This is a genomic window from Burkholderia sp. BCC1640 (genome assembly GCF_902833125.1).
GTDB classification, from domain to species: domain Bacteria; phylum Pseudomonadota; class Gammaproteobacteria; order Burkholderiales; family Burkholderiaceae; genus Burkholderia; species Burkholderia diffusa.
This window is the reverse complement of the sequence record NZ_CADFEF010000033.1, coordinates 47,622-65,065: the sequence shown is the minus strand read 5'-3', so window position 1 is coordinate 65,065 and position 17,444 is coordinate 47,622. Positions and strand designations below refer to the sequence as shown.

At 66.6% G+C, this 17,444-nt stretch carries 16 protein-coding genes and 7 tRNA genes; 8 read left to right on the top strand and 15 right to left on the bottom strand.

The features are described 5' to 3' along the window. Nucleotides 1-198: 198 nt before the first annotated feature. Entirely contained in the window at nucleotides 199-1,506 is a 1,308-nt protein-coding gene (lplT, locus tag HWX25_RS27945) for a lysophospholipid transporter LplT (RefSeq protein ID WP_059817761.1), read from the top strand. Nucleotides 1,507-1,564: 58 nt separating this feature from the next. Then, entirely contained in the window at nucleotides 1,565-2,374 is an 810-nt protein-coding gene (thiD, locus tag HWX25_RS27940) for a bifunctional hydroxymethylpyrimidine kinase/phosphomethylpyrimidine kinase (RefSeq protein ID WP_175911664.1), read from the top strand. An 18-nt stretch (nucleotides 2,375-2,392) separates the two neighbouring features. Here the strand turns inward: thiD and HWX25_RS27935 are convergent, their stop codons facing one another. Genes HWX25_RS27935 through tsaB form a run of 4 tightly spaced genes read right to left on the bottom strand, consistent with a single transcriptional unit; the run spans nucleotide 2,393 to nucleotide 5,646 of the window. Beyond that, nucleotides 2,393-3,352, bottom strand: coding sequence for a DUF1853 family protein (locus tag HWX25_RS27935; protein ID WP_175911663.1), 960 nt, complete (start codon nucleotides 3,350-3,352; stop codon nucleotides 2,393-2,395). Beyond that, the gene (locus HWX25_RS27930) at nucleotides 3,349-4,395 is read right to left on the bottom strand and encodes a uracil-DNA glycosylase (RefSeq protein WP_175911662.1); all 1,047 of its coding nucleotides are present in this window, start codon (nucleotides 4,393-4,395) and stop codon (nucleotides 3,349-3,351) included. Before HWX25_RS27930 ends, HWX25_RS27935 begins: the two co-directional genes overlap by 4 nt. After that, a complete protein-coding gene (gene rimI, locus HWX25_RS27925) occupies nucleotides 4,382-4,882 on the bottom strand; it encodes a ribosomal protein S18-alanine N-acetyltransferase (protein ID WP_059529269.1) in 501 nt (166 codons plus the stop codon). Before rimI ends, HWX25_RS27930 begins: the two co-directional genes overlap by 14 nt. Further along, on the bottom strand, nucleotides 4,879-5,646 hold the full coding sequence (gene tsaB / locus HWX25_RS27920; RefSeq protein WP_175911661.1) for a tRNA (adenosine(37)-N6)-threonylcarbamoyltransferase complex dimerization subunit type 1 TsaB: 768 nt from the start codon (nucleotides 5,644-5,646) through the stop codon (nucleotides 4,879-4,881). The genes rimI and tsaB overlap by 4 nt, the downstream gene beginning before the upstream one ends. A gap of 147 nt (nucleotides 5,647-5,793) precedes the next feature. On the opposite strand from tsaB, the gene HWX25_RS27915 reads away from it, so the two are divergent. The 3 genes from HWX25_RS27915 (at nucleotide 5,794) to aceA (ending at nucleotide 9,653) form a co-directional block, all read left to right on the top strand. After that, nucleotides 5,794-6,063, top strand: coding sequence for an acyl-CoA-binding protein (locus HWX25_RS27915; protein ID WP_059529263.1), 270 nt, complete (start codon nucleotides 5,794-5,796; stop codon nucleotides 6,061-6,063). Between the two features lie 359 nt (nucleotides 6,064-6,422). Then, a complete protein-coding gene (locus HWX25_RS27910) occupies nucleotides 6,423-7,964 on the top strand; it encodes a DEAD/DEAH box helicase (RefSeq protein ID WP_059692009.1) in 1,542 nt (513 codons plus the stop codon). A gap of 381 nt (nucleotides 7,965-8,345) precedes the next feature. Continuing rightward, nucleotides 8,346-9,653, top strand: coding sequence for an isocitrate lyase (aceA, locus tag HWX25_RS27905; RefSeq protein ID WP_175911660.1), 1,308 nt, complete (start codon nucleotides 8,346-8,348; stop codon nucleotides 9,651-9,653). A gap of 224 nt (nucleotides 9,654-9,877) precedes the next feature. Here the strand turns inward: aceA and HWX25_RS27900 are convergent, their stop codons facing one another. Beyond that, entirely contained in the window at nucleotides 9,878-10,312 is a 435-nt protein-coding gene (locus tag HWX25_RS27900) for a universal stress protein (RefSeq protein WP_057929788.1), read from the bottom strand. A 159-nt stretch (nucleotides 10,313-10,471) separates the two neighbouring features. Beyond that, the gene (locus HWX25_RS27895) at nucleotides 10,472-11,377 is read right to left on the bottom strand and encodes a LysR family transcriptional regulator (RefSeq protein WP_175911659.1); all 906 of its coding nucleotides are present in this window, start codon (nucleotides 11,375-11,377) and stop codon (nucleotides 10,472-10,474) included. 153 nt (nucleotides 11,378-11,530) lie between these two features. Between HWX25_RS27895 and HWX25_RS27890 the strand changes: the two genes are divergently transcribed. Together HWX25_RS27890 and aceB are read left to right on the top strand one after the other, a co-directional pair. Continuing rightward, nucleotides 11,531-12,292: a haloacid dehalogenase type II gene (locus HWX25_RS27890; RefSeq protein ID WP_175911658.1), complete on the top strand. Its 762-nt coding sequence runs from the start codon at nucleotides 11,531-11,533 to the stop codon at nucleotides 12,290-12,292. 67 nt (nucleotides 12,293-12,359) lie between these two features. Next, nucleotides 12,360-13,952: a malate synthase A gene (aceB, locus tag HWX25_RS27885; protein WP_059701622.1), complete on the top strand. Its 1,593-nt coding sequence runs from the start codon at nucleotides 12,360-12,362 to the stop codon at nucleotides 13,950-13,952. 133 nt (nucleotides 13,953-14,085) lie between these two features. Here aceB and HWX25_RS27880 read toward each other — a convergent pair whose 3' ends face one another. Further along, nucleotides 14,086-14,499 carry a gamma-glutamylcyclotransferase family protein gene (locus HWX25_RS27880; protein WP_175911657.1) on the bottom strand — a complete coding sequence of 138 codons (414 nt, stop codon included), beginning with the start codon at nucleotides 14,497-14,499 and terminating at the stop codon, nucleotides 14,086-14,088. A gap of 306 nt (nucleotides 14,500-14,805) precedes the next feature. On the opposite strand from HWX25_RS27880, the gene HWX25_RS27875 reads away from it, so the two are divergent. Next, nucleotides 14,806-15,684: a helix-turn-helix transcriptional regulator gene (locus HWX25_RS27875; RefSeq protein WP_175911655.1), complete on the top strand. Its 879-nt coding sequence runs from the start codon at nucleotides 14,806-14,808 to the stop codon at nucleotides 15,682-15,684. Between the two features lie 38 nt (nucleotides 15,685-15,722). Here HWX25_RS27875 and HWX25_RS27870 read toward each other — a convergent pair whose 3' ends face one another. The 8 genes from HWX25_RS27870 to HWX25_RS27835 all read right to left on the bottom strand — a co-directional run bounded on the left by HWX25_RS27870 (nucleotide 15,723) and on the right by HWX25_RS27835 (nucleotide 17,361). Further along, nucleotides 15,723-16,316: a GNAT family N-acetyltransferase gene (locus tag HWX25_RS27870; protein ID WP_082750610.1), complete on the bottom strand. Its 594-nt coding sequence runs from the start codon at nucleotides 16,314-16,316 to the stop codon at nucleotides 15,723-15,725. Nucleotides 16,317-16,320: 4 nt separating this feature from the next. Then, a tRNA-Asp gene (locus HWX25_RS27865) sits at nucleotides 16,321-16,397 on the bottom strand. Nucleotides 16,398-16,470: 73 nt separating this feature from the next. Further along, a tRNA-Glu gene (locus HWX25_RS27860) sits at nucleotides 16,471-16,546 on the bottom strand. Between the two features lie 65 nt (nucleotides 16,547-16,611). Continuing rightward, nucleotides 16,612-16,688: transfer RNA gene (locus HWX25_RS27855), tRNA-Asp, on the bottom strand. A gap of 82 nt (nucleotides 16,689-16,770) precedes the next feature. Next, nucleotides 16,771-16,846: transfer RNA gene (locus HWX25_RS27850), tRNA-Glu, on the bottom strand. A gap of 63 nt (nucleotides 16,847-16,909) precedes the next feature. Beyond that, a tRNA-Asp gene (locus HWX25_RS27845) sits at nucleotides 16,910-16,986 on the bottom strand. Nucleotides 16,987-17,069: 83 nt separating this feature from the next. Continuing rightward, nucleotides 17,070-17,145, bottom strand: a tRNA-Glu gene (locus HWX25_RS27840). A 140-nt stretch (nucleotides 17,146-17,285) separates the two neighbouring features. Beyond that, nucleotides 17,286-17,361: transfer RNA gene (locus HWX25_RS27835), tRNA-Ala, on the bottom strand. Between the last annotated feature and the right edge of the window lie 83 nt (nucleotides 17,362-17,444).

Genomic DNA, 17,444 nt, shown 5'->3' with positions numbered 1-17,444 from the left:
CTTGCGAATCATCAGCTTACCGCGCCTTTTGAGCACCGAAGCCGACAATTTGCGGAACGATCGGGGAATCTTGCTAGTCCGAATTGCCGTATTTTCGTGTTATAAAGCCGTGCGCACAACCCATTTCGAACGGAATAAGCCGATCGCATACCAGGCGGCCTACGCGGCCCTGCCGCAGCGACGAAAGCATCGCATCAGATGAAAAAAGGTTTTTACACCATCATGGCCGCGCAGTTTTTCTCGTCGTTGGCCGACAATGCGCTTCTCATCGCCGCCATCGCCCTGCTGAAAGACCTCCACGCCCCCAACTGGATGACACCGCTGCTCAAGCTGTTCTTCGTGTTGTCCTACGTGGTGCTGGCGGCGTATGTCGGTGCGTTCGCCGACTCGCGCCCGAAGGGCCGAGTGATGTTCATCACCAACTCGATCAAGGTGGTCGGCTGCCTGATCATGCTGCTCGGCGCTCATCCGCTGATCGCATACGGGATCGTCGGCTTCGGCGCCGCGGCCTACTCGCCCGCGAAATACGGCATTCTGACCGAGCTGCTGCCGGCCGACAGGCTCGTCGCCGCGAACGGCTGGATCGAAGGCACGACCGTCAGCTCGATCATCCTCGGCACCGTGCTCGGCGGCGCGCTGATCAGCCCGCACATCGCGTCGCACGTGATCGCGCACACGCCAGCCTGGATCGCCACGCCCGCCGAAGCGGCGATGGTGATCATCATGGCGATCTACGTGATCGCCGCCATCTTCAACCTGCGGATCCCCGATACGGGCGCGCGCTACCCGAAGCAGGAGCGTGGCCCGGTCAAGCTCCTCACCGACTTCGCCGACTGCTTCATGGTGCTCTGGCGCGACAAGCTCGGCCAGATCTCGCTCGCGGTCACGACGCTGTTCTGGGGCGCCGGCGCGACGCTGCAGTTCATCGTGCTGAAGTGGGCCGAAGTCTCGCTCAACATGTCGCTGTCCGAAGGCGCGATCCTGCAGGCGGTGGTCGCGGTCGGTGTCGCGGGCGGCGCGATCGCCGCCGCCGCGCGGATCCCGCTGAAGAAGTCGCTCACCGTGCTGCCCGTCGGCATCATCATGGGCATCGCGGTCATGCTGATGGCGTTCTACACGCGTGACCTGTTCCCGTCGCACTGGGCCGTGCACTTCGGCCACCTGCGCCTGCCGGCGTACCTGATCGTCGCGTACATCTTCCTGATCTGCGTCGGCGCGCTGTCCGGCTACTTCGTGGTTCCGATGAACGCACTGCTGCAGCATCGCGGCCACGTGCTGCTGTCGGCCGGCCACTCGATCGCGGTGCAGAATTTCAACGAGAACCTGTCGGTGCTCGTGATGCTGTGCCTGTATGCGGTGCTGGTCTGGCTCGACGTGCCGGTCGGCGTCGTGATCGTGCTGTTCGGCACGTTCGTCTGCCTGACGATGTGGCTCGTGATGCGCCGCCACCAGGCGAACCAGCGTCAGTTCGACTCGGTCGCGCTGATCGGCGAATCGCGGCACTGACGCTACACTTCCCGTTTTCGTCCGTCGGCGCCGGTATTCGAACCGGCGCCTTGCCATCATGACGCACCCGATACCCAACGTCCTGACGATCGCCGGCTCCGACTCGGGCGGCGGCGCGGGCATCCAGGCCGACCTCAAGACCTTCTCCGCGCTCGGCGCGTACGGCGCGAGCGTGATCACCGCGCTGACCGCGCAGAACACGCGCGGCGTGACCGGCGTGCACGCGCCGGACGCCGCGTTCGTGACCGCGCAGCTCGACGCGGTGTTCGACGACATCCGCATCGACGCGGTCAAGATCGGCATGCTCGCGAACGCGGCGATCGTGCACGCGGTGGCCGACGCGCTGCGGCGCCATGCGCCGCGCTTCGTCGTGCTCGACACGGTGATGATCTCGAAGAGCTCGCATGCGCTGCTCGCGCCCGATGCGGTCGACGCGTTGCGCGACGCGCTGCTGCCGCTCGCGACCGTCGTCACGCCGAACCTGCCCGAAGCGGCCGCCCTGCTCGGCGATACGCCCGCGACGACCGAAGACGAGATGGTCCGGCAAGGTCAACTGCTGCTGAAGACCGGTGCGCGCGCCGTGCTGATGAAGGGCGGCCATCTGCCCGATGCCGCCGCGAGCCCCGACTGGCTCGTCGACGCGGCGCATACGGTGCGGTTCGACGGTGCGCGCGTGCCGGTCAGCAATACGCATGGCACCGGCTGCACGCTGTCGTCGGCGATCGCCGCGCTGCTGCCGCAACAGCCCGATCTCGAGAGCGCGGTGCGCGAAGCAAAAGCCTATCTGACCGGCGCGATCGCCGCGAGTGGTCAGCTCGACGTCGGCCACGGCGTCGGCCCCGTCCATCACTTCCATCGCTGGTGGTAAGCGCCGGCTGACGCGGCGTCAGTGGTCCTGCGCGGCGAACGCCCGCGCACGCGCCGGCCAGTCGTCCGGGACGATGAAGCCGCGTGCCGTCTCCCGCCATACGCCGTCGCGGTCCTGTCGATGCACACCGATCAAGGCAGGCGCCTGGCGCGCCGTCAATACGGACGGCAGCGCGAGCGACTGCGCCAGCGCTTCGGGCGCGGCGTCCACCGCCGCCCGCCGCGGCGCGAGCCACGCCAGCCGCGGCAGCACGTTCCACGCCGCTCCACCGGGTTGCGCGGCCGCCCAGGCCGGCCACTGCGCATGCGTGAGCCAGAACCCGCGCGGATGATCGGCCGCGATTTCTGCAGCCACCGGCGGCAGCGGCACGCCGTGTGGATAGAACAGCCAGCCCCTGATGAACATCTGTGCATCGGACGGCGCGCCGTAGCCGAGCAGCGCGAACCCGTGGCGATCGCTCAGCCGCAATTGATGCTCGAGCAACCGGCTGCGCTTGCGGTCGAGGCGGTCGACAAGATTCGGCCCGACGAAATCCGCGAGCGTTGCGTCGCCGTCCACCGGCGCGCACAGATAGCACTTCACCGCGAGTTCCCAGTGCAGGCGCTGCCCGCCCGGCGCATCGACGAGGAAATCGACTTCGCCGAGCGTCTTGCCGTTGCTGCGCAGCGGCAGATTGGCGGCGACGAGCCGCAGCGACGGCCCGTGCGTGAGGAAATACTCGAGCAGGCATTCGGCATAGCGGCCGAGTCGCACGGGCCGCAGCCCGTCGAGTGCGCGGTGCAGCGGCGCCGGCGCGGCATCGAGCGCGACGAGCCACGCTTCGACGGCCACCCGCTCGACAGCGCTCGACCACGGATGCGCGAGCGGCGCGCCGGGCGCCGCGGTGAGCAGGCTCGGGCTCGCGAGAAGCCAGCCCAGATCGCGGACCGCGGCATCGTGCAGCGTATCGACGAACGCGAACGCCGCGCCGCGCGTCATCGTCCGGCCGGCCCGTTCGCGTCGTCACCCTCCGGCCGCTGGAACGTGTCGCGCGCCAGGCACAGGTCGGCCCACGCCTTCGACTTGTCCTGCAGGCTGCGCAGCAGGTACGCCGGGTGATAGGTAACGATCACCGGCACGCCTTCATACGTGTGCACGCGGCCGCGCAGCGAGGCAATGCTCGCGTCCGTCTTCAGCAGCGTCTGCGCGGCGAAACGGCCGAGCGCGACGATCAGCTTCGGCTTCACGAGCGCGACCTGGCGCTGCAGGTACGGCTCGCAGCGCGCGACCTCGTCCGGTTCCGGATTGCGGTTGCCCGGCGGGCGACACTTGATCACGTTCGCGATGTAGACGTTGTCGCCGCGCTTGAGCGCAAGCGACTGCAGCATGTTGTCGAGCAGCTTGCCGGCCTGGCCGACGAACGGCTCGCCCTGCTTGTCCTCGTTCTCGCCCGGCGCCTCGCCGATCAGCATCCAGTCCGCCTCGCGATCGCCGACACCGAACACGGTATTGGTGCGCTTCTCGCACAGGCGGCAGCTCGTGCAGCCGGCAACGCGGTCGGCCAGCGCATCCCAGTCGAGCATCGCCACCGGGGTTGCGGCGGGACGCGATTCTGCCGGCGGCAGCGGATCGCCGGGCGGCGCCGCGTCGAACCAGGCGAAATCGTCCTCGGTGACGGGCGGCATGTCGTCCGCGGCAGCGGCCGGTGCGGGCGTGGTGGGCACGCGGTCGTCATCGCTCGCGACACGGGCGGCCGAACCGGCCTCGCCCGCCGGTGCCGCATTGCGTGCGGTTGCGCCGACCGGCGGCGTATCGTCACGTGCGATCGCACGCGTCGCAGGCGGCTGCGTGTCGCGAGGCTGTTCCGCGACCGGCCGAGGCGTTGCCGCGACGGTTGCGGTCGCAACGGCGGACACCTCGCCCCCCGCGCCGGACGCAGCCGTCGGCGTAGCGCCCGCTTCATCGCCTTCCGCACGCTGCCCGCGCCGCACCCATATTTGCGCGAGCCCCATTTCCTCGAGCGCTGCTTCAGCCCACGCCATGCGCGTCCCCTTCGTCCTTGTTCAGCGTCAGACGCATCACGATCGCGTCCTCCCGGCTGCGATGCCGCGCCGGATAGTAGTTCTTGCGCCGGCCGATCGTCACGAAGCCGAAGCGCTCGTACAGATGGATCGCGCGCGGATTGGACGGCCGCACCTCGAGCAGCACGCCGTCGAGCCGTTCGGCGCGCGAGATGCGCACGGCTTCGCGCAGCAGCGCGAGGCCCGCGCCCGACTGCTGGGCCGCCGGGGCGACGCACAAGTTCAGCAGGTGCATCTCGTCGATGACCGGCATCAGCACGCAATAGCCGACGAGCGCGCCCGTCACGTGCCGCAGGCACACGCCGAAATAGCCGTTGCGCAGCGAATCCTCGAAATTGCCGCGGCTCCACGGGAATTCGTACGCGACCTGCTCGATCGCGACGACTTCATCGAGATCGGTATCCGTCATCGGCGACAGATAGCGGTCGCTCAACAATACGCCCGTCATCCTTTCGCTCCGCCCGTCTGCGCGGCGCGGGCCGCGATGCGCTCGGCGGTGGTCTGCGCGACCTTGTCGCGCACGTACTCCGGTGCAGCCTGGTCGGCCGGCACCGTACGGCCGGCGCGGAACGCCCGCAGCGCGGCATGCGCGACCGCCAGCGCATGCGGCAGCGCGTCGCCGTCGATCACGGCCGCGGCGGCCCCGGCCGGCAGCTGCGCGCCGAATGCGGCCGCCGCGTTGCCCGCGAGCGTGAACGGCGCGTCGGGCACGCCGACGGCGCCCGGCGCATCGAGCGACGCCGGATGCAACGTTCGCCAGTCGCCTGCCTGGTCGTCCCACGCGAAATCGGCCCAGTACGCTTCGTCCATCCGCGCATCGAGCGCGGCCAGCACGCGCGTCGTGCCGGGCGCGCGCAGTCGCGCATGCTCGGCACACGTGAGCAGCGTGCCGACCGGCACGACCGGCAGCCCCCGCCCGAACGCGAGCCCCTGGGTAATGCCGGTCGCGGTACGCAACCCGGTGAACGAGCCGGGGCCCGCGCCGAACGCGATCGCGTCGCAATCGGCGAACGTGAGGCCCGATTCGGCGAAGAGTTCCTGGATGGCCGGCAGCACGCGCGTGCTCGACACGGCGCCCGTCAGCTCGTGGCGGACCCAGGTTTGCGGGGTGGAAACGGCGTCATCGGCCGAAGCCGAGCGCAGCAGCGCGACCGAGCAGTATTCGGTCGACGTATCGATGGCGAGGAGCACTGTTTGCGTCATGGCCGACATTGTAATGCGGCGCCCCGCTCCCACGGGCGATCGGACCCGATCGCGTTGCGCACGCCGCCCGGCTGGCGGTTTGGAAGGATCGCTCGACCCCGCGCGGCGCGGCGCTTGTTAAGATCGGCCGACTTGAAACCCTTACGGAGACACACGATGAGCGAACTCACCGCCCAATTCGACCAGGCCCAGATCGACGTCAAGCAACTGACCGAGCGACCGGGCAACCTGACGCTGCTGCGCCTGTACGCGCTCTTCAAGCAGGCGACCGACGGCGACGCGCACGGCGACAAGCCCGGCTTCACCGATATCGTCGGCAAGTACAAGTACGACGCATGGGAAGCCCTGAAAGGCACGACCCAGGATGCGGCGAAGCAGCAATACATCGAGCTCGTCGAATCGCTGAAGAACGGCACGGCGTCCTGACCTGCCCCGCCCGCCGCAATAGGCAATCAAATCAGTGGCGCAGCGCAGCAAATATCTTTATAATGCTGGCTGCGTCATCTCCCGCGCTCGGCTCGCAAGCCGTTCCGGCCCGACGCCTCGTAGCGTTAAGCTCCAATCCGGTTTAGAACCTGTCCCCTCCTGCTTCGACCCTCGCGGTCGTCACTTATCAGGCTGGCGGCCCCGCTCCAGAAGCGCGCCGCACCCAAAACAGCTTCTAATGCCTCATCCGCCGACGGTTCGGCGGATTGCACCCGTTTCCCGATTTGCTCGCTGAATCCGACGACTTGGGTATGCGCGATTGGCGCCGACGTTTCACCCACTGTGTTTCAAGGATTGTTATGACTTCGAGCATCAACTCCAGCCCGCTCAACGCGATCGCCGACCAGGCGCTCGGTCTCGAGAACGCCGCCGCACCGGCCGCGGTCGAACCGGCGTCGGACGAGCCGACTTTCGCGTCGCTCGGGTTGTCGCCGGAGATCGTCTCCGCGCTGCAGGCCGCCGGCTACGCCAAGCCGACGCCGGTCCAGCAGCGCGCGATTCCGGCCGGCATCGCCGGCCGTGACCTGCTGGTGTCGAGCCCGACCGGTTCGGGCAAGACGGCCGCATTCATGCTGCCCGCGATCGAACGGTTCGCGCAGCTTCAGAAGACGCAGGCGCAGCAACCGCGTGCGCCGCGTGAACCGAACCAGGGCGACCGCCGTGCGCGCCGCCCGCAACCCGTCGCCCGCCCGGGCCTGCTCGTGCTGACGCCGACCCGTGAACTCGCGATGCAGGTCACCACGGCCGCGTCGACTTACGGCAAGCACCTGAAGCGTCTGCGTACGGTCAGCATCCTCGGCGGCGTCGCCTACGGCCAGCAGCTGATGCTGCTCGCGAAGAACCCCGAGATCCTGGTCGCCACGCCGGGCCGCCTGCTCGACCACCTCGAGCGCGGCCGTATCGACCTGTCCGAACTGAAGATGCTCGTGCTCGACGAAGCCGACCGCATGCTCGACATGGGCTTCATCGACGACATCGAGACGATCGTCGCCGCGACGCCCGAGTCGCGCCAGACGATGCTGTTCTCGGCCACGCTCGACGGCAAGATCGGTTCGCTGACGAGCCGCCTGCTGAAGGATCCGGAGCGCATCGAGATCACGGCGAAGATCGAGTCGCGCGCGAACATCGCGCAGACCGTCCACTACGTCGACGACCGCGATCACAAGGATCGTCTGCTCGATCACCTGCTGCGCGACGACGCGCTCGACCAGGCGATCATCTTCACGGCGACCAAGATCGACGCCGACCAACTCGCCGGCCGTCTCGCCGACGCCGGCTTCCAGTCGGCCGCGCTGCACGGCGACCTGCCGCAGGGCGCGCGCAACCGCACCATCCGTGCGCTGCGCGAGCGCCGCGTGCGCGTGCTGGTCGCGACCGACGTCGCGGCCCGCGGCATCGACATCCCGGGCATCACGCACGTCTTCAACTACGACCTGCCGAAGTTCGCGGAAGACTACGTGCACCGTATCGGCCGTACGGGCCGTGCCGGCCGTTCGGGCACCGCGGTGAGCCTCGTGCACCACGCCGAACAAGGCGCGCTCAAGCGCATCGAGCGCTTCGTGCGTTCGCCGCTGCCGGTCAACGTGATCGAAGGCTTCGAGCCGCGCAAGGCACCCCCGCGCAACGATCGCGGCACCGGCGGCCGCGGCCGTCCGGGCGGCGGTAACGGCGGTCGTCGTTTCGGCGGCAAGCCGGGCGGCGGTCATGGCGGCAACGGCCGCAGCTACGGCGGCGGCAATGGCGGCGGCTGGAGCGGCAAGCCGGGCGGCAGCCGTGATGGCGGCCCGCGTCGCGACGGCCAGCGCAGCGGCGGCCCGCGTCGCAGCAATTCGGCGTCGTAAGCACGCCCGGGCGGCCCCGCGCCGCCCCGCCCATCCGGCAGACCGGCGCACCCGCGCCGGTTTTTTTTCGTCCCGCGCCAGATTTCACGATACGGAAAATTTTTTTGAGTCGTAAAAAATCATGCTGCGCGGCACAACCTTACAATTGCGAGATGGGAAAAATCGTTTCCCATTGCGAAATAGAATGTGCAACACATTGATTAATAACAATTAAAAAGTTTAAAACTTCCTGAGCCAGCCCCTGTTTTGCTCCGATTGGTTTGCCTAAACTCTTATACAAGACTTCCCGAAAACGGCGCACACCCTGCCCCCGTTTCGAGAACGGCATCAGTACCATCCGATTCGACCGATCTGGCAACACATCGCATCAAGGAGCTCATCATGTCGCGACAGCAACAGGCACAGGAACTGCAAAAGCAATGGGAAACCGATCCACGCTGGAAGGGTACCAAGCGCAGCTACACGGCTGAGGACGTGGTTCGCCTGCGCGGCTCGATCGTCGTCGAGCACACGCTAGCCAAGCGCGGCGCGGAAAAGCTGTGGAGCCTCATCAACGAAGAGCCGTTCGTCAACGCACTCGGCGCGCTGACCGGCAATCAGGCGATGCAGCAGGTGAAGGCCGGCCTCAAGGCAATCTACCTGTCCGGCTGGCAGGTGGCCGGCGACGCGAACGTGGCGGGCGAAATGTACCCGGACCAGTCGCTGTACCCGGCGAACTCGGTGCCGCTCGTCGTCAAGCGCATCAACAACACGCTCACGCGTGCCGACCAGATCCAGTGGTCCGAAGGCAAGAACCCGGGCGACGAAGGCTACGTCGACTTCTTCGCGCCGATCGTTGCCGATGCGGAAGCCGGCTTCGGCGGCGTGCTGAACGCGTTCGAACTGATGAAGGCGATGATCGAGGCAGGCGCATCGGGCGTCCACTTCGAGGACCAGCTCGCGTCGGTGAAGAAGTGCGGCCACATGGGCGGCAAGGTGCTCGTGCCGACGCGCGAAGCGGTCGCGAAACTGTCGGCGGCGCGTCTGGCGGCCGACGTGATGGGCACGCCGACCGTGCTGGTCGCGCGGACCGACGCCGAAGCGGCGGACCTGATCACATCCGACATCGACGACAACGACAAGCCGTTCCTGACGGGCGAGCGCACGGTCGAAGGCTTCTTCCGGACGAAGCCGGGCATTGGGCAGGCGATCTCGCGCGGCCTCGCCTATGCGCCGTACGCCGATCTCGTCTGGTGCGAAACGGGCAAGCCGGATCTCGAGTACGCGAAGAAATTCGCGGAAGCGATCCACAAGCAGTTCCCGGGCAAGATGCTGTCGTACAACTGTTCGCCGTCGTTCAACTGGAAGAAGAACCTCGACGATGCGACGATCGCGAAGTTCCAGAAGGAGCTCGGCGCGATGGGCTACAAGTTCCAGTTCATCACGCTGGCCGGCTTCCATGCGCTGAACTACTCGATGTTCAACCTCGCGCACGGCTATGCCCGCACGCAGATGAGCGCGTTCGTCGAACTGCAACAGGCCGAATTCGCGGCGGCGGACAAGGGCTTCACGGCCGTCAAGCATCAGCGCGAAGTCGGCACCGGCTACTTCGACGCGGTCACGCAGACGGTCGAGCGCGAAGCCTCGACGACCGCGCTGCACGGCTCGACCGAAGACGAACAGTTCTTCGACGGCAAGAAGGTCGCATAACACGTGAAAGCAAGCGTCACGCCGATGCCCGCCCGTCCTGCGACGGCGCGGCATCGGCGGCATGGGACAACAATCAGGGAGGAGACGGCTGGCGCGCGGTGACCCGTGCGACCCGCCGCGCGGCCTGCGGCCGCCAGCAACGACGCGCGCCGGCTTCGTCCGGCGCGCCTTTTTTCAGCGGCGCTGCCGTGCCGCCGCCCGCGCGGCCCTACACGGCGCCGCGGCTACCGATAGACGATCACCGGAATTTTCGTATGGGTCAGCACGCGCTGCGTTTCGCTGCCGATCAGCAGACTGCCGAGCCCGCGGCGTCCGTGCGACGCCATGAAGATCACGTCGCAGCCACCGCGTTCGGCTGCCTCGATGATGCCGAGGTACGGCGACGGATGCACGCTGGTCCAGCTGTCGCAGACGACGCCGGCCGCCTTCGCGGCCGCCTGCACGTCGTCCAGGTGCGCGCGCGCCTCGCGCTCGCTCCGCGCCCGGAAATCGGCGGGCGGTTCGATGATCACTTCGGAAAACGGCGAGTATGGATACTGCGGCAGGCACGCATACGCCGTGACCTGCGCGCCGACCGCGCGCGCCAGGTCGATCGCGCCGTCGATCGCCTTCTGCGACAGCTCGGAACCGTCGGTTGGAACGAGGATGTGCCGGAACATCGCGCCCTCCTGCGTCAGACGCACCGCGCGCGCCGCGACCCCATGCGGGCCGACCCCGGCGCGTCGCGCATGCCAGTTTCGATTGTAGTGCGCGAAACCGGGCGACCGGCGCCGGCAGCGGGTTCGCCCTCATATCGGAAACGCGCGGGCGGGCGCGCCCTACTCGCCCCAATACCCGGGCCGCTCGTACGTATGTTTCAGGTAATCGAGAAACAGGCGCACGCGCAGCGGCAGGTGGCGGCGCTGCGGAAATACCGCGTGGATGCCGATCGGCGGCGCCGCGAACGCATCGAGCACGCTGACGAGGCGCCCGGCTGCGATGTCGTCGCCGACTTCCCACCACGAGCGCCATGCCAGGCCGTACCCGGCGAGGCACCACTCGTGCAGCACCGCGCCGTCCGAGCATTCCATCGTGCCGTTTACGCGAATCGACACGACCTTGTCGTCCTCCTGGAACGCCCAGCCGCGCTGCTGGTTCGCGTTCGCGGCAAGCGCGAGGCAGTTGTGGCGCGCGAGTTCGGCGAGCGTGGCCGGCGTGCCGCGCCGCGCGAGATACGCGGGAGACGCGACGCACACGCGCCGGTTCTCGCCGAGCTTCAGCGAGACCAGCGACGAATCGGGCAGCTCGCCGAGCCGCACCGCGCAATCGAACCCTTCGTTGACGAGATCGACCATCCGGTCGGACAGGTCGAGCGTGACCGACACGTCCGGATGCGCGCCGCTGAATTCGGGCACGAGCGGCGCGACGTGGCGCCGGCCGAAGCCGGCCGGCGCGGAAATGCGCAGGTGGCCGCTCGCCTTCACGCCACCGGCGGACACGCTCGCCTCCGCGTTCTGCATGTCGTTGATGATCCGCTGGCAATCCTCGAGGAAGGCCGAACCCTCGAAGGTCAGCGTGAGCTTGCGCGTCGTGCGCACCAGCAGCTTGACGCCGAGCCGCTCCTCGAGCGCGTCGAGGCGGCGGCCGATGATCGCCGGCGCGACGCCTTCCGCGTGCGCGGCCGCCGACAGGCTGCCCTTCCCCGCGACCGCGGCGAACGTTTCGATCTGTTTGAACCGGTCCATGACTCGCCAGGGCGGCGCTCCCGCCCTCCAAATAGCTTGAGCGGTCAAGATTATGTATATGAAAGTAAAAGATCAAGTGATGATTAGCGTCTTTTTTAGCACCTGTTATCACGAATAGAATCGACCCGACCTCTGAAACTGGAGCGCAAGGCTATGTCGGCCACAACGACACTCTCCTCTCCCGACGCAATCCTCTTCGACGCATTCGGCACGTTGTTCGACGTGCATGCGGTCGTGGCCGCGGCAGAGCAGATGTTTCCCGGTCACGGGGAGCGGTTGTCGCAGCTGTGGCGACGCAAGCAAATCGAATACTCGCAGTTGCGCACGCTCGCCGATCCGTCCGGCGCCCGCTATCTGCCGTTCCGCGACATCACGCTGGACGCGCTGCGGTTCGCCGCGCGCCTGCTCGGCCTCGCGCTCAACAGCGCGGCCGAAAAGCGGCTGATGGACGAATACGCGTGCCTGTCCACCTATCCCGACACGGTGCCCGCGCTGCGCAAGCTGCGCGCGCTCGAACCGCGCCCGCCGCTCGCGATCCTGTCGAACGGCAACCCGGAAATGCTCGACATCGCGATCAAGAGCGCCGGCATGACCGGCCTGTTCGATCGTGTGCTGTCGGCCGACGCGGTACGCGCGTACAAGCCGAGCCCGGTCGCGTACGCGCTCGGCACCGCCGCGTTCGGCGCGAATCCGCGCGACATCGTGTTCGTGTCGTCGAACGCCTGGGACGTCGCGGGCGCCACCTGGTTCGGCTACACGACGTTCTGGCTCAACCGCACGGGCGCGCCCGCCGAGGAACTCGGCGCGCCGCCCGACGGCACCGGCAGCGGCATGGCCGACCTGCTCGCATTCCTCGCCACCCCGGCTCCGTCCGGCAGACCCGCGAACCGCGCGCGCCCCGGCCCGGGCGCATGACGTTCGCAGCGCTGCCGTCTTCCCCCTTCACCGAAACCGCAACTGACCGACCAAGGAGATGAGACTCATGAGCACCCCGATCACGCTGCCGCAAGGCATGGCGATCACCGGCGAAATCAAGCCGGGTTACGAAGCGATCCTGACGCCTGAAGCGCTCGCACTCGTCGCGGCGCTGCACCGCGCGTTCGAGCCGCGCCGCCAGGCACTGCTGCAGGCCCGCGTCGAGCGCACCAAGCGCCTCGACGCCGGCGAACGCCCCGATTTCCTGGCCGATACGAAGGCGATCCGCGAAGGCGACTGGAAGGTCGCGCCGCTGCCGGCCGACCTGCAATGCCGCCGCGTCGAGATCACCGGCCCCGTCGAGCGCAAGATGATCATCAACGCGCTGAACTCCGGCGCCGATTCGTACATGACGGACTTCGAGGATTCGAACGCGCCGAACTGGACGAACCAGATCGACGGCCAGATCAACCTGAAGGACGCCGTGCGCCGCACGATTTCGCTCGAGCAGAACGGCAAGTCGTACCGGCTGAACGACAAGGTCGCGACGCTGATCGTGCGTCCGCGCGGCTGGCACCTCGACGAGAAGCACGTGACGGTCGACGGCCAGCGCGTGTCCGGCGGCATCTTCGATTTCGCGCTGTTCCTGTTCCACAACGCGAAGGAACTGATCGCGCGCGGCTCGGGACCGTACTTCTACCTGCCGAAGATGGAAAGCCATCTCGAGGCGCGCCTGTGGAACGACATCTTCGTCGCCGCACAGGAGGCAGTCGGCGTGCCGCGCGGCACGATCCGCGCGACGGTGCTGATCGAGACGATCCTCGCGGCGTTCGAGATGGACGAGATCCTGTACGAACTGCGCGAACACAGCTCGGGCCTGAACGCCGGCCGCTGGGACTACATCTTCTCGGCGATCAAGAAGTTCAAGAACGACCGCGACTTCTGCCTGGCCGACCGCTCGAAGATCACGATGACGGTGCCGTTCATGCGCGCATACGCGCTGCTGCTGCTGAAGACCTGCCACAAGCGCAACGCGCCGGCGATCGGCGGGATGAGCGCGCTGATTCCGATCAAGAACGATCCGGAAGCGAACGACAAGGCGATGGGCGGCGTGCGGTCGGACAAGCAGCGCGACGCGACCGACGGCTACGACGGCGGCTGGGTCGCGCACCCGGGCCTCGTGCCGATCGCGATGGAAGAATTCGTCAAGGTGCTCGGCGACAAGCCGAACCAGATCGCGAAGCAGCGCGACGACGTCCAGATCGAAGGGAAGAACCTGCTCGACTTCCAGCCCGAAGCGCCGATCACCGAAGCCGGCCTGCGCAACAACATCAACGTCGGCATCCATTATCTCGGCGCCTGGCTCGACGGCAACGGCTGCGTGCCGATCCACAACCTGATGGAAGACGCGGCGACCGCCGAGATTTCCCGCTCGCAGGTGTGGCAGTGGATCCGCTCGCCGAAGGGCGTGCTCGACGACGGCCGCAAGGTCACCGCCGAGCTCGTACGCGAATTCGCGAAGGTCGAGCTTGAGAACGTGAAGCGTTCGGTCGGCGGCAACACGCAGCCGTACGAGCGTGCCGCGGCGATCTTCGAACAGATGTCGACGTCGGAAGGCTTCACCGAATTCCTGACGCTGCCGCTGTACGAGGAAATCTGACGACGCGGACCGGGTCGACCAGCTCGCACCCGTCCGGCCCGCCGGTCACGCGACACGCAACACGGCGGCATGAAAAAAGCGCCCCGCGGGGCGCTTTTTCTTTTTGCCGTGCAGCCGTTCGCCGCGCGGACGCTCAGGCGGCTTCCCGCTCGCGCCGGTGCTGAACCCAGTCGCCCGACACAATGCGCGGACGGTCGGCCGCCGCATACGCCGCGACCGGATAGTAGACGCACGCATACGTACGGCCGCCGAGCTCGACGGTCACCGGCTCCTGCCGGAACAACGTGTCGACGCCCGGATAGACGCGCTCGATCTCGTCGAGCACGGGCACCAGTTGTTCGTCGATCTCGTAGACGTCGCCCCATACGAGCGACTGGCCGGCCGGCCCGGCGACCATGCCCGGATACGTGCCGAAATCGTACAGTTCGCCCGGCAGCGCGGCCGCACCGAGCAGCGTCGGCGCGGCGATCCCGTGCCGCGCGGCCGCATGGCCGATGTCGTTGGCTTCTCCCGCTCTCAACGTGCCGTAGACGAATACGTAGCGCATTGTGGTTCTCCTCTTTGATTCAGGTGTTGCCGTGCCGGGCCGTCGCGGCCGCGCCGCGGGCGCCGGCGTCGCCGGGGCGCCGCTCTCACGAGGACGCGCCCGCATCGATAGACCGCGCCGGCGGCCCGATGGTTCTTTCGGCATGACGCGGCGCGCTCGTCCTGAACCCGGCTGCGTGGGCCGGAACGCGTGTGGCCCCATACAAAGTTCATTTGAACGGTGCATTATCGGCCGAAAAACCGCCGCATGCGTCTGCGCGGCGCCTTCTAAAATAACGGCATCGCCGCCGCGCCGACCGAATCGCCCATGAATCCGCCTGCCCAAGCCGACGCATCGAATCCCTACGACGTCATCGACATCCCGCCCGAGTTCGCGCCGACCCGCGTCCACCCGATGCGCGTCCGGGCGCGTCAGGTGGGTGCCGGCCGCCGGATCCCGCTGCACACGCACGCGTGGGCGCAGCTTGCGTATGCGTCGCGCGGCGTGCTGCGCGTCGCGACGACCGGAACGACCTGGATGGTGCCGCCCTCCCGCGCGATCTGGGTGCCGCCGCACGTCACGCACGAGGTCGTGATCGTCGAGGAAGCGTACTTGCGCACGCTGTATATCGACGAGTCGGTCGTGCCGGACGGGCTCGACGCGTGCCGGGTCGTCGAGGTGACGGGCTTGCTGCGCGAACTGATCGTCGCACTCGACGCGCGCGACCTGAGCGGCGAGCGCGAACGGCTGCTGTGCGGGCTCGTGCTCGACGAATTGAGCCGCGCCGAACCGCTGCCGCTCGCGGTGCCGATGCCCGACGAGAAGCGGCTGCGCTTGCTGTGCGAGTCGGTGCTCGCACAACCCGCGCACGCGGAATCGCTCGAACACTGGGCGAGTGAGGTCGGCGCCAGCACGCGCACGATTTCGCGGCTGTTCAAGCAGGAACTGGGCGTGAGTTTTTCACAGTGGCGGCAGCAGGCGCTGCTCGCGCGCGCGATTCCGCTGTTGAACCAGGGGCGTCCGCTATCGCATATCGCGCGCGAACTCGGCTACCAGAGCCAGAGCGCGTTTTCGGCGATGTTCCGGCGCGCGTTCGGCGAAAGTCCACGCGCATTCATGCTGCGAGGCTACGAGCATCGCGGCGCGGAAGACGACATCGCCACCAGCGACATCCCCGACGATGACGCGATCGGCACCGCACGCTGACGTCGCCATGTTGCCTGCGGCATTGTGCCGTTACGCGTTCAGACCGCGCGCACCATATGGCGGATCGATCCGAGCTGTGCCAGCCTCGGCCCGGTAACGCGGTACCCCATGCGCTGGTAGAGCTTCGCGGCCGGATTGTCGACGAACACGCGCAGCTGCAGTTCGTGCAGCCCGCGGGCGCGCGCCCAGCGATGCGACATGTCGAGCAGGTAGGTGCCTGCACCCTGCCCGCGATGGCCCGCCGCGATCTGCACGTCGCGGATGTGCAGCGAATCGCCCTCCTCGGTCACGCGCAGCACGCCGATGCGTTCGCCGTCGGCTTCCAGGATGAAGTTTTCGGATTCGCGCCAGCTCGCATAGAACAGATCGCTGCGCCAGACGAGCCCATGGCGCTTGTAATAGCCGCCCATGTTGCCGTGCGTGAGCGCCTCGGCAAAGGGAAAATCGCCAGGCTCCGCTGGCCGGAGCTGATACAGCAATCGCAGGTCGGTCGGATCGAGCATCGCGCGGGGGTCAAGTACGCATCCCGCAAAGATAGCGCAGTCGCGGGCGGATGCAATCGCGAATTTCTCGTAGCGACACGCGGACCGGCAATGCAAACGAAAAAGCCCGCACGAGGCGGGCTTCTTCATTTTTTGGCGGAGCGGACGGGACTCGAACCCGCGACCCCCGGCGTGACAGGCCGGTATTCTAACCGACTGAACTACCGCTCCAGTCTTGCTTCTTGCCTGGCAGGCGTCGGTTACTTCCTGCCGGCGCATCGTTTGTTCGAACGACGCCGAAATCTGGCGTCCCCTAGGGGATTCGAACCCCTGTACTCACCGTGAAAGGGTGATGTCCTAGGCCTCTAGACGAAGGGGACAACGTACTGCTTACATCTTTAATGCAAAAGCCCGTTCAAAACGTTCATTTGAACGGGCCTTGTTCTGGCGGAGCGGACGGGGCTCGAACCCGCGACCCCCGGCGTGACAGGCCGGTATTCTAACCAACTGAACTACCGCTCCAGCTTTCTTCACTCTCACCCGCAGGACCTCGTTCACGCCCTGCAAGCGTTGCGACACTTCTACTATGAAACGCCGCTGAATCTGGCGTCCCCTAGGGGATTCGAACCCCTGTACTCACCGTGAAAGGGTGATGTCCTAGGCCTCTAGACGAAGGGGACAACGTACTGCTTACATCTTTAATACAAAAGCCCGCTCAAAAACGTCTTGAACGGGCTTCGTTCTGGCGGAGCGGACGGGACTCGAACCCGCGACCCCCGGCGTGACAGGCCGGTATTCTAACCGACTGAACTACCGCTCCAACTTTCTGCACCGTTACCTGCAGGACGTCGGTTACGTTCCTGCAAGCCTCGCGACACTTCTACTACGAAACGCCGCTGAATCTGGCGTCCCCTAGGGGATTCGAACCCCTGTACTCACCGTGAAAGGGTGATGTCCTAGGCCTCTAGACGAAGGGGACATAATCTTTTCAGATCTGTCTGACTTCCGCTATTCATTCATCATCAATAGCGAAGGCCGAAATTCTAACTGCTTTAAATCATTTTGTGAAGCATTTATTACTACCACCACTGCTTCGCAAATCGATCCATTCTGCTCTGATGGTGGAGGTAAGCGGGATCGAACCGCTGACCTCTTGCATGCCATGCAAGCGCTCTCCCAGCTGAGCTATACCCCCTTGCAGAACAGAAATGAGATTATATGGACCGAATTTGAACTTGTAAATACCCTTTTTGCGATTCGAGCGAATTTTTTTGCGAA